This is a genomic window from Ruegeria sp. HKCCA6707 (assembly GCF_013033515.1).
GTDB lineage: Bacteria > Pseudomonadota > Alphaproteobacteria > Rhodobacterales > Rhodobacteraceae > Ruegeria.
In genome coordinates, this window is record NZ_WQEG01000001.1 from 1039300 (window position 1) to 1055067 (window position 15768).

12 protein-coding genes are annotated in these 15768 nt (G+C 57.9%); 3 read left to right on the forward strand and 9 right to left on the reverse strand.

The annotated features are described in order from the left end of the window. Window positions 1-107: 107 nt before the first annotated feature. From murD to mraZ, 8 genes are all read right to left on the reverse strand, one after another. Window positions 108-1505 (reverse strand): UDP-N-acetylmuramoyl-L-alanine--D-glutamate ligase, encoded by a 1398-nt coding sequence (gene murD, locus GOW40_RS05070; protein WP_171128042.1) that lies wholly within the window; start codon window positions 1503-1505, stop codon window positions 108-110. A gap of 152 nt (window positions 1506-1657) precedes the next feature. Then, entirely contained in the window at window positions 1658-2740 is a 1083-nt protein-coding gene (gene mraY, locus GOW40_RS05075; RefSeq protein WP_171128041.1) for a phospho-N-acetylmuramoyl-pentapeptide-transferase, read from the reverse strand. Window positions 2741-2764: 24 nt separating this feature from the next. Next, entirely contained in the window at window positions 2765-4159 is a 1395-nt protein-coding gene (murF, locus tag GOW40_RS05080) for a UDP-N-acetylmuramoyl-tripeptide--D-alanyl-D-alanine ligase (protein WP_171128038.1), read from the reverse strand. Beyond that, window positions 4156-5637, reverse strand: a complete 1482-nt coding sequence (locus GOW40_RS05085) for a UDP-N-acetylmuramoyl-L-alanyl-D-glutamate--2,6-diaminopimelate ligase (protein ID WP_171128036.1) — start codon at window positions 5635-5637, stop codon at window positions 4156-4158. Before GOW40_RS05085 ends, murF begins: the two co-directional genes overlap by 4 nt. A 21-nt stretch (window positions 5638-5658) precedes the next feature. Beyond that, on the reverse strand, window positions 5659-7446 hold the full coding sequence (locus GOW40_RS05090) for a penicillin-binding protein 2 (RefSeq protein ID WP_171136559.1): 1788 nt from the start codon (window positions 7444-7446) through the stop codon (window positions 5659-5661). Further along, a complete protein-coding gene (locus GOW40_RS05095; protein WP_171096824.1) occupies window positions 7443-7811 on the reverse strand; it encodes a cell division protein FtsL in 369 nt (122 codons plus the stop codon). Before GOW40_RS05095 ends, GOW40_RS05090 begins: the two co-directional genes overlap by 4 nt. Beyond that, complete coding sequence (gene rsmH / locus GOW40_RS05100; protein WP_171128033.1) at window positions 7808-8800, reverse strand: 16S rRNA (cytosine(1402)-N(4))-methyltransferase RsmH; 993 nt, start codon at window positions 8798-8800, stop codon at window positions 7808-7810. Before rsmH ends, GOW40_RS05095 begins: the two co-directional genes overlap by 4 nt. Window positions 8801-8804: 4 nt before the next feature. Beyond that, window positions 8805-9269, reverse strand: coding sequence for a division/cell wall cluster transcriptional repressor MraZ (gene mraZ, locus GOW40_RS05105; protein ID WP_371731809.1), 465 nt, complete (start codon window positions 9267-9269; stop codon window positions 8805-8807). Between the two features lie 928 nt (window positions 9270-10197). Here mraZ and GOW40_RS05110 point away from each other — a divergent pair. Continuing rightward, entirely contained in the window at window positions 10198-10422 is a 225-nt protein-coding gene (locus tag GOW40_RS05110) for a DUF1127 domain-containing protein (RefSeq protein WP_171128031.1), read from the forward strand. Between the two features lie 371 nt (window positions 10423-10793). Further along, window positions 10794-11084 carry a DUF1330 domain-containing protein gene (locus GOW40_RS05115; RefSeq protein ID WP_171096820.1) on the forward strand — a complete coding sequence of 97 codons (291 nt, stop codon included), beginning with the start codon at window positions 10794-10796 and terminating at the stop codon, window positions 11082-11084. Window positions 11085-11087: 3 nt separating this feature from the next. On the opposite strand, the gene GOW40_RS05120 is transcribed toward GOW40_RS05115, so the two are convergent. Continuing rightward, the gene (locus GOW40_RS05120; protein WP_171128029.1) at window positions 11088-13490 is read right to left on the reverse strand and encodes an ATP-dependent helicase; all 2403 of its coding nucleotides are present in this window, start codon (window positions 13488-13490) and stop codon (window positions 11088-11090) included. Between the two features lie 170 nt (window positions 13491-13660). Here GOW40_RS05120 and GOW40_RS05125 point away from each other — a divergent pair, with 170 nt between their 5' ends. After that, window positions 13661-15442, forward strand: a complete 1782-nt coding sequence (locus GOW40_RS05125) for a sensor domain-containing diguanylate cyclase (protein ID WP_254444266.1) — start codon at window positions 13661-13663, stop codon at window positions 15440-15442. Window positions 15443-15768: the final 326 nt, after the last annotated feature.

The following is a 15768-nucleotide window of genomic DNA, read 5'->3' on the forward strand; positions in this document are numbered from 1 at the left end:
TTTCAGAACCTCTTTCTTCAGCCAAAGGTATGTAATGTCTGCCTGCACGACATCAAGCAATCTGGTCTACAGACTTGCCGAACCAGTGACCAAATGCAACCTGCCCGTTATTCTAGGCCCTCTTGCACTCGCGAGACGAAATCATCGCCGCGCTGCTCAAAGTTGTCATATTGGTCAAAACTTGCCGCCGCCGGGGCCAACAGCACAACATCACCCGGTTCTGCATCGGCCATGGCTTGTGCGACAGCGGCCTCCATCGTCGTGCAAACAGCGCTCTCAACGCCCAGCTGCATCGCAAATCCTGCGGCTTCACGGCCGATCACATAGGCCTTGATGACCGCGCCCGTCGCGTCTTGCAGAGCATCAAGCCCACCTTCTTTCTCCAACCCACCGCAAATCCAGCGGATCTTCTTGAACGCGCTCAACGCTTTGACCGCGCTGTCCACATTGGTGGCTTTGGAGTCGTTGACATAGGTAACACCGCCAGCTTCGGCGATGATCTGGCTGCGATGCGGCAGGCCGGGATAACTGTGCAGCGCATCTTCGATCACGCGCGGTGCCAATCCAAGCGCGCGGCAGGCCGCATAGGCGGCGCAGGCATTCTGGTGGTTATGGCTGCCCGGCAGGCTCTTTATTTCGCGCAGGTCAATCGCACCGGTCTGCCGCCCCTTGCGGTATTCCGACAAGAACCCTTTACGGGCAAAGACCTGCCACCCGGGACCGGTCAGCTTTCGTGTCACTGACAGACGGATAACCCGATCATCGGAAGGGCCCTCCGCCAGTTGACCGGCTAGAAATGCGCCTTCGTTTTCATCGACGCCAATGATGGCCCGGTCCGGCCCACCTTCGGCGAACAAACGCCTCTTGGCCGCGAAATAGCCACCCATACCGCCGTGGCGATCCAGATGATCCGGCGACAGGTTGGTGAACACCGCCACATCCGGGGTCAGGGCGCGCGCCAGCTCGGTTTGGTAACTGCTCAGTTCCAGCACCACGACCGACCCGTCCTCACCCGGCTCAATATCCAGCACCCCGCGCCCGATATTGCCGGCCAACTGGACCGGACGCCCAGCCTCGTTCAGGATATGGTGGATCAATGCCGCCGTGGTGGATTTCCCGTTCGAGCCGGTAACCGCGATCACCCTAGGGGGTGTATCGAACTGATGCCAATCCGGGCCTGCGAAGGACCGGAAAAACAACCCGATATCATTATCCACTGGCACCCCGGCCTCAAGGGCTGCGGTGACAATTGGATTGGGCTGCGGGTAAAGATGCGGAATGCCGGGAGACACAATCAAAGCAGAGACATCGTCAAATGCGCCCGAGCGCCGCAGATCAACACAAACCAGCCCATCCTCTTCCGCAGCTTCACGGGCCGCAGGGTTGTCATCCCAACAGACGGGCTCTGCCCCGCCTGCCCGCAGCGCGCGCGCAGCCGCCAGGCCCGAACGGCCCAACCCCAGTACAGCAACCTTCTGTCCGGAATACCCTTTCGCTGGGATCATTCTGCTTCACCCCGATCGCTTCTTTGATGTTGCGCCACACTGCACTCAGGAATTCCACAATGGCAAGAGGCACAAAAAGGCTCGCGCATCTTCGCGAGCCGGGCCCAACAGGTGGCAGGTGAACCGAAGGTTCGCCGAACCTGGCGGGAGCGCTACCTGACTTTAAGTGTCGCCAAACCGATCATCGCCAGGATCAGCGATACAATCCAGAAACGGATCACGATTGTGGGTTCGGCCCAGCCCTTCTTTTCATAATGATGATGGATCGGTGCCATCAAAAACACCCGTTTTCCCGTACTCTTGAAATAGAGCACTTGAATGATCACGCTCAGCGCTTCGACCACAAAAAGCCCGCCGACAACGGCCAAAACCAACTCATGTTTGGTTGCGACCGCGATCGCTCCCAATGCCCCTCCAAGCGCCAAAGATCCGGTATCGCCCATGAAAACCGCCGCCGGTGGCGCATTGTACCACAAAAAGCCCAGACCTGCCCCAAACAGGGCCGAGGTGAAAATGAAGATCTCACCCGTCCCCGGCACGTAATGCACATCTAGATATTCGGTAAAGTCCACACGCCCCACAGCATAGGCGATGACCCCTAGCGTTGAGGCCGCGATCATCGCAGGCATGATGGCCAACCCATCCAGGCCGTCGGTCAGGTTCACCGCATTCGCAGCTCCGACGATTACGACAATCGCAAACGGAATATAGAACAGTCCCAGATTGACCAGCGTGTCCTTTAGCACAGGTACAGCCAACTGGTTTTGCAGCGCTTCGGGGTGATGAAACGTTGCCCAAAGCGAGGCCAAGACCGCGATTACTACCCCCAGCGCCAGGCGCATCCGGCTGGACACACCTTTGGTGTTTTGCTTCGACACTTTGGCATAGTCATCGGCAAAACCGATACCCGCATAGGCCAGGGTCACAAAAAGAACCATCCAGACATAAGGGTTATCCCATCGCGCCCAGACCAGCGTGGACGTGACCAACGCGCCAACGATCAGCAAACCGCCCATGGTAGGTGTACCAGCCTTGGAGAAATGGCCCTCTGGCCCGTCATCCCGGATCGGCTGGCCTTTGCCCTGTTTGCGGCGCAGCACATTGATCAGAGGTTTTCCAAAGATAAATCCAAACACCAGCGCCGTCAGAAATGCTCCGCCAGCGCGGAAGGTGATATAGCGAAAGAGGTTCCAGAAATCGCCCCCGTCCGACAGGGCGGTCAACCAATACAGCATTACAAAACCTCTCTCACAAAGCGCCTACGCCTCAGGCGCGCTCCCTTGCCCCAATTTCCGAAGACCGTCAACAATATGCGCCAGCGCCATGCTGAGCGAGCCCTTGGCCAGCACAACATCGCCGTCCCGGATCAGTTCGGGAAGGTGGCAAGCCATGTCCTGGCTGGTTTCAGACCACTTCCCGCGCTTGTTTTCCGGCAAAGCCTGATGCAGCGCCTGCATCAAGGGCCCGATGCAATGCACCTGATCGACACTCGCGATGGCATCAATATCGGCTAACGCCGCGTGCATTTGCATTTCATCCGGCCCGAGCTCTTTCATGTCGCCGATGAAAGCAATCCTGCGCGCACCTTTCGCCGCAGCCAGCACATCCAACGCAGCAGCCATCGACGTTGGGTTGGCATTGTAGCTGTCATCCAACAGCTCAAGGGATCCACCGTTTGAAAGCGAAACAACCTCGCGCACGCCGCGCCCTTTGACCGGAGCCCATGCCCGCAGACCTTCTATGGCCTGCTCCAGATCTACGCCCAGTTCGACACAGGCGGCCAGCGTGCCTAGGGCGTTCATCGCGAAATGCGTGCCCGCAGACTGAACTTCAAAGGTGATCTCTGTGTCACCTACTCTAGCGTCCGCAGCGACAGCGGTGTCGGATTGCGCGACGTCCAGCAACGTATAGTCAGCCGCACTACGCCCAAATTCCACGACCTTCGCGCCGCAACCGAGGGCATGGTCGCGCACGATACCGGCATGCTCTATATCTGCGTTAACAACGGCCGTTCCGCCTGCGACCAACCCATCAAAGATGGCTGCCTTTTCGCGGGCAATACCGGCCACCGAGTCGAACGCCTCAAGATGAACCGCCGCCACTGTCGTGACCAAAGCCACATGCGGGCGCGCCTGTTTGGCGAGGGGTGCGATTTCCCCGGGGTGGTTCATGCCGATCTCGATCACCGCAAACTCTGTCTCGCGCGGCATCCGGGCCAATGTCAGCGGCACACCCCAGTGGTTATTGTAACTGGCCACGCTGGCATGTGTCGCGCCTTGCGTTTCCAAAATGGTGGCCAGCATTTCCTTGGTTGAGGTCTTGCCAACGCTGCCAGTCACACCGACCACGCGTGCCGAACAGCGCGCGCGCGCGGCTTGGCCCAAAGCCTCCAGCCCGGCCTGCACATCCTCAACGATCAGCAATGGCGCGGTCTCATCAACACCATCAGGAACATATGAAACCAAGGCCGCACCCGCGCCCTTCTCAAGCGCTTGTGCCACGAAATCATGCCCGTCACGGGCCGCCTTGAGCGCCACAAAAATATCTCCGGGTTGTAATGTGCGCGTATCGATCGACACGCCGTTGGCGACCCAGTTGCCGGTAGCGCGCCCACCGGTTGCCGCGGCGGCCTCTGCCGCTGTCCAAAGCGTCATGCCACCCTCCCGTCCAGCGCTGCAACGGCGATGCTGGCCTGTTCGACATCATCAAAGGGCAAAACCTGATCGCCGACAATCTGCCCGGTCTCATGGCCTTTTCCCGCAATAAGTAATGCGTCACCGGGTTGCAGCGCGTCTACGCCGCGCAGGATCGCCTCGGCCCGGTCGCCCACTTCGGTTGCTTCAGGCGCGCCCAACATCACTGCTGAGCGGATTGCTGCGGGATCTTCGCTGCGTGGGTTGTCGTCGGTGACAAAAACCACATCCGCATTCGCCGCAGCTGCCTGCCCCATCAAAGGCCGCTTGGTGGCATCGCGGTCGCCGCCCGCGCCCACAATCGCAATCAACCGGCCCATCACATGCGGACGCATGGCGCGCAAGGCAGTGGCAAGCGCGTCAGGCGTATGGGCATAATCGACAAAAACTGCCGCGCCATTTTCCCGCGTGGCGGCAAGCTGCATCCGACCGCGCACCGTTTTCAGATGCGGGAGCGTGTCAAAGACATGCTGAGGCTCATCACCGCTGGCGATCACCAGTCCACAGGCCAGCAGCACGTTTTCAGCCTGAAACCCGCCGATCAAGTTCAGACGGGTCTGAAACACCTTACCTTGCCAGGAAAACCTCAGATCTTGCCCGGTTGCATCAAAGCGCTGATTGAGCAGACACAGGTCCGCCTCACCCAGCCCAACCGTCAACACCTGCTGACCCCGCGCTTCGGCAATGCGGCGGACTTGGGCGCCCTTCGGGTCGCTCATGTTGATCACAGCCGTGCCCTCTTGCGGCAGAACCCGATCAAACAGGCCCGCCTTGGCCTGGAAATACGCCTCAAACGTTTCGTGATAGTCCAGATGATCCTGCGTAAAGTTCGAAAACCCTGCGGCTGTCAGATGCACACCGTCCAACCGTCGCTGTTCCAACCCGTGCGAAGATGCCTCCATCGCAGCATGGGTGACACCGTTTTGGGCGGCTTCAGCCAGGCAACGATGCAGCGTAATAGGCTCGGGCGTCGTGTGGGCCAAAGGTGCGGTCCAGGCGCCTTCGACACCAGTGGTGCCCAGATTGACGGCCTTGTGATCCAACTCGGCCCAGATCTGGCGCACGAAACTGGCCACCGATGTTTTTCCGTTGGTGCCGGTCACGGCCACAATCGTTTGCGGTTGCGCCCCGAACCAAAGGGCCGCCGCACCCGCCAAAGCTTGTCGAGGATCCTCGACAACAACTAACGCAGCCTCAGATCCGGCCAGCTCTGCAGCGGCGATTTCGGCCCCTTCCGCATCGGTCAGAATCGCCGCAGCCCCCATGCGCAAGGCGTATTGGATGAACTCCCCACCATGCACGCGGGTTCCAGGCAATGCCGCAAACAAAAAGCCGTCTTGCACATCGCGGCTGTCAACGGCCAGACCGGTGATCTGCGGGTTCGCCCCTGCGCGCGCGGTCAGGGCCAGTTGGCTGAGTTTCTTTGACTGTTTGCCCATGCCCACCTCGTGTCAGACAGCCTAATTTGAGGTCAGCGTTATAGCAGCGCCCGCCTCAGGCTCAAGCCGGGGACGCAGCCCCAAAAGTGGCGCTATGCGCCCGATCAGTTCCGAGGCCACTGGCACCGCAGTCCACCCCGCCGTGCGACGCTTTTCACCATGCGCCACAATCGACGGTTCGTCCAACGTGACGACCAGTACATATTGCGGATCATAAGCCGGGAAGAAGGTCGCGAAAGTTGCGATCACCTTGTCATCATAGTACCCGCCGCGCGGCTTGGGTTTGTCCGCTGTTCCGGTTTTGCCCGCCACCGCATAGCCCGGCACATCGCCGAAACTGGCGGTGCCATCGGTGACCACCTTGCGCAACATCTTCTGCGACTGCCGCGCTGCATTGGCCGACATCACGCGCGGGCCGTATTGCGGGCCGTTTTTGCGCAGGATCGTCGGGCTGACGTAATGCCCCCCGTTGGCAATCGCCGCATAACCCGCCGCCAGATGCATAGGGCTGGTCGAAAGCCCGTGGCCATAGGAAATCGTTACGGTGCTCAGCTCACCCCATTTCTTGGGCTTCAAAGGTGCTCCACCCTTGGCTTCGACAATCTCGAACGGTGTCGGCTCAAACATCCCCAACGTTTCCAGAAAGCTCTGCTGCCGCTTGGCCCCGATCATCAAAGCCAGCCGCCCGGTTCCCCGGTTCGAGCTGTGGACAATTACATCCGCAACGCTGATCTCGCCATAGTTTTTGCCGTTGAACTCTCCAATTGGAAAGCGCCCGATCTTCATCGGGCCAGAGGTATCGATGATGGTTTCGGAATGTACCAGACCCAGTTCAACCGCCTGAGCGGCGGTAAAGATCTTGAACACCGATCCCAGCTCATAAACGCCCTGCACGTAGCGATTGAACAGAGGGCTGTCTGACGGATCATAGCCCGAGGTCGGTGGGCGCGGGCGGTCGTTGGGATCAAACGAGGGCAAAGAGGCCGCCGAGACGACCTCGCCCGTATGCGCATTCATCAGGACGGCCGATGCGCCTTTGGCATTCATGATCTTCATGCCGCCATAGAGCACCTGCTCGACCGCAGCCTGAATGGTCAGGTCCAGCGACAGCTGAAGCGGCTTGTGGCCGTTGGCCGGGTCGCGCAGATAGTCGTCGAACTGTTTTTCTACACCCGCAACGCCAATCAGCTCAGCCGCGCTGACGCCTTCGCGTCCAAACCCGGACCCGCCTAGAATATGCGCCGCCAATTGCCCGTTGGGATAAAGCCGCATTTCGCGCGGGCCAAACAGAATACCGGGATCACCGATGTCATGCACCGCCTGCTTTTGCTCGGGCGAGATCCGCTTTTTGATCCAAAGGAATTTACGATCACCGGTGAAGTCTTTGACCAGACGCTCTTTTTCCAGATCCGGGAAGATTGCAACCAGCTGATCCGCTGCGGCCACCGGATCAATCATCAAAGGCGGCTGCGCGTAAACCGAATAGGTTTCCAGATTGGTCGCCAGAATACGCCCATCCCGGTCGACTATATTGGCCCGCTGCATTGCAATCGATGCCCCTTGCGCACTGGCCAAAGGCTCTTGCGCCTCGGACGTGGCCAACATGCCCATGCGCACGCCAACCACACTGAAAGCACAAAAGAAAAAGAGCCCCAATACCAGCAAACGCCCCTCGGCCCGGGCGCGAGCGCGGTCTTTCATATCTTCGTGGCGCTGACGAATATTCTCGCGCTCGATGGCCTTTGGGTTTTCGCCCTTGGCACGGGCTTCCAGAATGCGGGCCAGAGGGCGCAGCGGGGTACGTGTCATGGCACTTGCACCTCGACTAACGCCTGCGTCCGCGTGATGGCCTCCAGCTCTTCCGGGGTCGCCACAGGCAAATCAGGGTCCTCACCATAGGCGATCTTGTCTGCACGCCCGAATTGCTCGGCCCGTAAAGGCAACAGTCCCAAACGTTCGAAATTCAGGTCCGCCAGTTCCCGCAGCCGGTCGGGGCGGTTCAGGTAAGCCCATTCCGCGTTCAAAACCGCCAACCGCGCCTGCGCCATCCCAATCTGCCGTTGCAGCGCCTGGGTCTCCTTGACCACTTGCTGCGTACGATAGTTCTCTTGATAGGCCCAAAGCGCCAGGCCGAACACCGACAACGCGGTCAATACATACAGAATGCTCTTCATTTTGCCCGTCCCCCCAGTTGTGGCATGCCGATTGCGCGCGCATCAATTTCGCCCGCCGGAGCCTCAGTTCTGATGGCCACACGCAGCTTTGCAGATCGCGCGCGTGGATTATCCTGCAGTTCCTGCGCATCCGGCCCAATGGCCTTGCGCGTCTTGAGCGTGAATTGCGGCTGCTCTTGCTCAAGTTCGGGCGCATAGCGATTTGCCCGCCCAGTCTTGCCTGCCCGCGCCTGAAAGAACCTTTTGACCATGCGATCTTCGATCGAATGGAACGTCACCACCGCCAATTGACCACCGGGCGTCAAGGCACGTTCCGCCGCCATAAGCCCCTGAAACAGCTCATCATATTCTGCGTTCACGGCAATCCGCAGCGCCTGAAAGCTGCGCGTCGCGGGATGGGACTGGCCCGGTTTGGGGCGCGGCAGACAGGATTCGATGATCTCGGCCAAGGCAAGCGTGGTTGTGATCGGAGCTTCGGCCCGCGCCTTGATGACAGCCTTCGCGATCCGGCGGCTGGCCCGTTCCTCTCCGTAGTGGAAAAGGATATCTGCCAATTCGGCCTCGCCTGCTTCATTGACCAGATCCGCAGCACTTGGTCCGTCCTGACTCATCCGCATATCCAACGGACCGTCCTTCATGAAGGAAAACCCGCGCTCAGCCTGATCCAGCTGCATCGACGACACCCCAAGGTCCAGAACAACACCGTCCAGACCCGAGGCATATTCATCCATGCGCGAAAACACACCCTGCTGCATAACCAGCCTGTCGCCAAATTGCGCGACCCAGCCTTTGGCCATCTCAAAGGCCAGAGGATCACGATCCACGCCGATGACTTTGCTGGCTCCGGCCTCCAGCAATCCGCGTGTGTACCCCCCAGCTCCAAAAGTGCCATCCAGCCAGACACCCGTAACTGGTGCGACTGCCTCCAACAGGGGGCGCAGCAGAACGGGGATATGAGGTTTTTCGACTTGAGTTTCCGCAGCAGCCATTCCGTCAGGCTCCGGGGCCGTCCAGGAATTGCATCGGATCGAAGTCTTCCGAGTATTCCTCGACCCACTCTTCCGCATCAGATTCAGCCTCTGCCTCATAGACTTCGGGCTTCCAGATCTGGAAGGTATCGCCTGCCGCGATAAAGAATGCCTCTTTCTCAAGCCCGATCTTGTCGCGCAGCTTTGCCGGCAAAACCAATCGCCCGGTTTCATCCACGGTTGTCGGGAAGGACTGACCATGGAACATGCGTTGCAACATCTTTCGCTGAGTCGAGCCGCGCGGCAATGCATCGATCTTGGCGTCGACCTCGTCAATCGCCTCCATGGAATAGCATTCAAGGAATTTTCGGTTGGGGCCGCCGTAGACAATCACAAGCTCGGGGCTGCCGCCAGGTTGCCAGTTGGGATCAGAGGCCTCAAGCACACGGCGAAACAGGGCCGGGATCGAGACCCTGCCCTTCGTGTCCACCTTATGGTGGCTTTCACCTCTAAACCTGCGCGCCAAGACGACTGTCCCTTTCGCTTGCGCCTCACTTCAAAACGCTCCCCCCTTCAAGAAAAACGGCGGGTTGATCTGCTGCCACTGATCAACCCGCCGCATTGACCCGCTGTGCGGGATGTCCAGCTGCGCGCGCCACCTGGGGGGATGTCTGCTCGCTCGCGCGCCGGATCTGTTGACTGATGAAAGCGAGATGCCTGTATGAAACCTAATTTTGTATTCTTGGTTCGGGGTCGTTTAGCGCCCCATGTGCCTCGTCCTCATCGGATGAATAAGGGATGCCACGGGATTTCATGGAAATCAATAGGAAATTACACCACGACATGGCCCCAGCTACCGTTTGCAGCAGGACAGCAACGACGAACGCGCGCCGAAACACACCCTAAATTGACATACAAGACAAAGACGCCACTACATATAGTGCCAACGCAGCAAGTTGGCGCTTCCCACGATTTCCCAATTTTTTCTCATTAAATGTGAAAAATGGCGCTGAAACCCACCAAACTGGCCCAGATGGATCGAATCAAACACCCACAGTTCAGCGCCAGATCCGGGTGAAAACGCATCTCGCCCATGGTTTCCCATGCAGGTGCGTTCGCGCGGTGAATCGCGGTCACGCGATTTCTTTCCGCACAAATTTCAGCCAAATCCGATCAATCAGGCGGCAGTTTCACAGCTGATGTTAGCGCCCAAAAAATCGTACCGCAAAGCCCGGCCTCGAAAAACCCATATTTTAAAGGCGCTTTTCTTCGTTTCAGGAAATCTTCATTTAATCTATGCACTTGCTGCATAGCAGCATTGCCCCTGCGCCCTATTGTGCAAACGCAGCATTTGCCTATCTTCAATCTCAAGCAAGGGCCGGACAGTTCCGGTCATACGGAAAAAGCGGGTAACCAAAATGGCAATCGCAACACATCCTACATCGCTGAAAAGCGCATCTTCGAGCGGGCTGAACACTGTTCTGGGCGGGCTGAAACTGCGTTTCAACCGGTACCGGACTTTCCGCCAGACATATAACGCTCTGGCCGCCCTGTCGAACCGCGAACTGGCGGATCTGGGTCTGAACCGCAGCATGATCCGGCGTTTGGCGCTGCAGGCCGCGGAAGAATACTGCGCGAAGTAAGCGCACAGAGAATTACGAGATCAGGTCCATCCTCCTCCCTTGGGCCTGTACTTAAGCGGCAACGTCTCTCCTCCTCCCTGACGTTGCCGCACCATATACCGGCCTCAGATGTCGGAAACTGATACATCGGGACTCTCCTCCTCCCTGTCTCGATGTTGAAAGTGCGCGGTGACGTCTACCTCCTCCCTGACGTCACCGCGTCTGTCACGTACCGGGCTCAAACCCGGAAAAGGATACTTCGGGGCTCTCCTCCTCCCTGCCTCGGAGTTGAAAAGAACGGCGGTTCCCTTCCTCCTCCCTGGGAACCGCCGTTTTTGTTTTGTCACAGCATGATGTACGTTGGGGTCGTGAACGCGTTTCAGGAGTACGCCATGGCCGCCTATTTCATCGCCCAGATTTCCATTCACGACCCCGACGGGTACCAGAGTTATCTTGAAGGCTTCATGCCAATCTTCGACCGGCATGGTGGGCGCCTGCTGACGGTTTCCTCAAAGCCTGTCGAAGTCATTGAAGGTAGCTGGGCTGAAGACGGCATCGTATTGATGGAGTTCCCCGACATCGCCTCGGCCCGGGCGTGGAAAGATGATCCAGACTATGTTGAGCTCGCCAAAATCAGGCAGGAAACGGCGACTGCCAATCTGGTACTGGTCGAAGGACTGTAAGCGTCAGAACGGAACATCGTCCTTATTGGTCAGAAAGCGAGAGACCACCTTTTTGACACCGGCCTTGTCAAAATCGACCTCGACCTTGTCGCCTTCAATCCCGATCACCGCGCCATAGCCGAATTTCTGGTGAAACACGCGCTCACCCAGCGTAAAGCTGGCCACAGCGGTTGCATCAATCACCGTATTGCGGCTTTCGCGCGGCTGCGACATGCCATATTGCCCTTGCCGCGCCTGCATCCGTTTCCAGCCCGGAGAGTTATACACATTGGCTTCGGCCGCGCGGGTTTCGATCCCGGCACCTTGCTGGCCACCGCCATAAAGCCCCGGAGGTGTCAGAATCTCCACATGCTCTTCGGGCAACTCGTCAATGAACCGCGACGGCATGGAATTCTGCCACTGCCCGAACACCCGCCGATTACCGGCAAACGAGATGGTACAGACCTCCTCGGCCCGCGTAATCCCCACATAAGCCAGACGCCGCTCTTCCTCGAGCCCCTTGATCCCGCTCTCATCCATCGAGCGTTGTGACGGGAACAGCCCATCCTCCCAGCCGGGTAGAAAGACCACGGGAAACTCCAGCCCCTTGGCCGCGTGCAACGTCATGATCGAAACCTTCGCGCCGTCCCCGTCCTGTTCATTGTCCATGACCAGGCTGACATGTTCCAAAAACCCTTGCAGGTTCTCGAAATTGTCCAACTGGTTGACCAACTCCTTGAGGTTTTCCAGCCGCCCCGGCGCTTCGGGGGTTTTGTCGTTTTGCCAATGGGCGGTATAGCCGGATTCGTCCAGGACAATCTGCGCCAACTCGATATGGTTATGTTCAGGAGCGCCATAGCGGATGGGGGATACCCCATCATCAATGACCGTATCATCGTCAACCTCGATCCGAGGCCCGCGTGTCATCGCATTCCACCGCGCCAACCCGTCGATCAGCTCGCGCAGGGCCTTGCCGCCCTTGCCCTTGATCAACCCGTTTTCGACCGCAATCCGCGCGCCGTCGACCAAAGACACTCCGTTTTCGCGCGCCACCACCTGAATCGTCTGCTGCGCCTTGTCTCCAAGGCCACGTTTGGGTGTATTCACGATCCGCTCAAAGGCCAGATCATCCTCGGGGCTGACCACCAGCCGGAAATAGGCCATGGCGTCGCGAATCTCCATCCGCTCATAGAACCGAGGGCCACCGATCACCTTATAGGGCAACCCGATGGTCAGGAACCGATCCTCAAAGGCCCGCATCTGATGTGATGCGCGCACAAGGATGGCCATTTCATCCAGGTTCATCGGACGAATGCCGCGCGTGCCGCCCTGCATCGCGTCGATCTCTTCACCGATCCAGCGCGCCTCTTCCTCGCCATCCCAATGGCCGATCAGCCGAACTTTGTGCCCCTCTTCGGCGTCTGTCCAAAGCTCTTTGCCCAATCGGTTCTCATTGCCCCGGATCACATTCGAGGCTGCGGCCAGAATATGCGGGGTCGAGCGGTAGTTCTGCTCCAAACGCACGACAAAGGCACCGGGGAAATCCTTCTCAAAGCGCAGGATGTTATCGACTTCGGCTCCTCGCCAACCATAAATCGATTGGTCATCGTCACCAACTACGCAGATGTTTCTATCCTCATTAATCAAGAGGCGGAGCCAAAGATACTGAGCCACATTGGTATCTTGATACTCGTCTACAACGATATACCTAAACCAGCGTTGATACTGCTTTTGCAAATCTTGGTGTTTCCGAAAGATTGTGATCATGTGCAGCAACAGATCACCAAAGTCTACTGCATTCAGCTCACGCAAACGGGTCTGGTATTGGGCATAAAGCTCAACGCCTTTGTGATTGTATGCGCCCGCATCAGCGGAGGGCACTTTGTCGGGTGTAATTGCTCGGTTCTTCCAGTCGTCGATAATTCCGGCCAGCATCCGAGGCGGCCATCGCTTTTCGTCAATATTAGCCGCCTGAACCAATTGCTTGAGCAAGCGTAACTGGTCATCGCTATCGAGAATTGTAAAATTGGCCTTCAGATCCACGAGCTCGGAGTGGCGGCGCAAAAGGTGAGCGCTTATCGAATGAAAAGTACCCATCCAAGGAATAGGATTGGGAACAAGATATGGATTTAACGCCAACCGCCTTTTCATATCTTTTGCGGCCTTGTTCGTAAAAGTTACTGCTAGGACTTGGTTTGGTCGCGCAGCTCCCGACAAAATTAGATGTGCTACGCGCGCCATCAGCGTCTTGGTCTTTCCTGTGCCGGCACCAGCAAGTATCAAAACGGGCCCTTGCAATCGCATCACCGCGGCGTGTTGCGCAGGATTTAAATCATCAAGGTATTCACTCACCGGCCTTATTCCGGCCATCGCCTGCGCGGACAAAGATGCGCCTTCAAAGGCGTCCATATCGTCAAAACTGCTCATGGCTCCAAACTACGCTGGATACGCGCCAAGGGTAAAGAGTTTGTTCACGGCTTGTTCACACCCAGTCCGAAAAAATTTGACGCTTATTCTTCCAACACGCCGCGCGGGCGTTAACCCTCTGTCAAGTCGCTGAGTTGAAAACTGCCCTTGTCGAAGTGCAGGAGGCAAAGATGGAGCACAAGCATACTGCAGGCCGAAAAGGAGGCCTGCTGGCGCAGACTGCGATTATCATCAGCCTCATTTGTGCCATCGGCCTTGCTGGCTGGATCGCCATGTATGGCGCCATCCCGATCGTGAACCGCATGGTCGAAGCCGATGTCCGGTATCGATCCGAGGCCTGGAGCGAACAGATCATGACGTTCATTCCTGACCTTCAAACAGCTTTCGGCGAAGGCCAGATCGCGCACCCCGACGCGGCGTTGCTGCGCCGTGTGCTGGGCGCGTCCGAAATCTACCGCCTTCAGATATATGATGCGACTGGCATGATGATCTGGTCATCGGCGGGGCCGCACAGTCACTCCGCCCCACTTATGCCCGAGCGGCGCAATGCGACTGTTTTGGGTGATATGTATTATGCCTTGTCGCAAAGATCTGCGCTTGAAGTGCTCTATCGCGAGACAGAGAACCTCAACGCGTCCGACCAGATGCGCGATGTGGCCGAAGTGGTTAGCGCGGTGACCAACGGTGGTGCCTATTTGGGCGCTTTGGAGTTCTTTACAGATGTTACAGAACTCAGGCGCGCTTTCATGGTGCAGGTCCGGCCTCTGCTTGCGCTGATCGGCGCGCTTGTGGTTTCGGCAGTTTCGATCGTGTTCTTCATGTCGTATCGCGGAAACCGGCTGCAATTGCGCGCGATGCGCAACCGGTCTCGGGCTGAACGCAAACTACTGGACGATCAGCTTAAGCTGGCGCGAGAAGTGCAGTTTTTGGGCGAGTTGAACGAACGGCTGCAATCGAGCCGCAGCTTGGATGAACTGTTCGATATGGTTGGCCGGTTCATGACCCATATTCTGCCGCAGGCAGAAGGCAGCGTTTATGTCTATTCCAATTCGCGCGACGTGCTGGATGGCTGTGCCAGTTGGAACGGTGGGGCACATAAGGCGCATATTCACCCCGAAGGCTGCTGGGGCCTGCGCCGCGGACGCACCTATCAATTTGGTGCCTCAGAGATTGATTTTGTCTGTGAACATGCAGAACCGCATGACGGGCGACCTTATTTCTGCTTTCCCATTTTGGCTCATGGCGAAACGGTCGGCCTGCTGCATTTGCGTGCCATCGAGGGGCAGAAAGAAGGTTTTCGTGACAGCCGCAAACTGGCGCAGCTTTGCGCCGAACAGATCAGCATGGCCATCGCCAATGTACGGATGCGCGACCAATTGCATGACCAATCGGTGCGGGATCCTCTGACTGGCTTGTTCAACCGCCGCCACATGACCGAAACGCTGCGCAAATCGATCAGCCGCAGCCAGCAAACCGGCGCATATCTCAGCCTGATCGCAGTCGATGTGGACCATTTCAAAAAGTTCAACGACACCCATGGCCATGATGCCGGTGACATGGTTCTGCGGGCCGTCGGCGCCGCTTTGGAGCAAGGCTGCGAACGGGATGAGGTCGCCTGCCGGATCGGTGGAGAAGAGTTCATGCTGATCCTGCCGGACAACAGCCCTGAAGATGCAGTATCGCGCGCCGAACAGCTGCGCCAAGCGGTCGAGGCGGTGACCGTCCGCTATGGTGAAAAGGCGTTGCCGCGCATCACGATCTCGGTCGGTGTTTCCCATTACCCTGCGCACGGAACCATGCCGCAAGATCTAATGCGCGCAGCGGATGACGCGCTCTATCAGGCCAAGGATAAGGGGCGGAATCAGGTTCAGGTCGCTGGCTCAAAAGAGACATCTCAAAAGGACAAGAACCCAAAACAGATCAAATCGCCGCCCGCGGCATCTGCGGCATGATCCGGAGCCGGGGAAACGTTTGATCCACAAATTCGGGCTTGGCGCCTTTGCTGTTCAACAGTATTTGCGCCCGTCAACATCGCATGGCGCGCCAAAGGAAAACGGTGCTGCGCAGTCAAATAACCGCCAAGGTCCCGAGTTTTCGACGGCTTCAATCGGCAATTGCCCGGAATAATCATAAAAATAGGAATAAAACGTTACAAAACGTTGATGCTGCACCGCCGCATGGGTAAAAGGTCGACACCAACACTTGGCGTTTGCGAGCGTTAACATGCCGGTTCTACCCAAAAGAACGGATATGTCAGCGCGTATTCACGCGCTAGAGC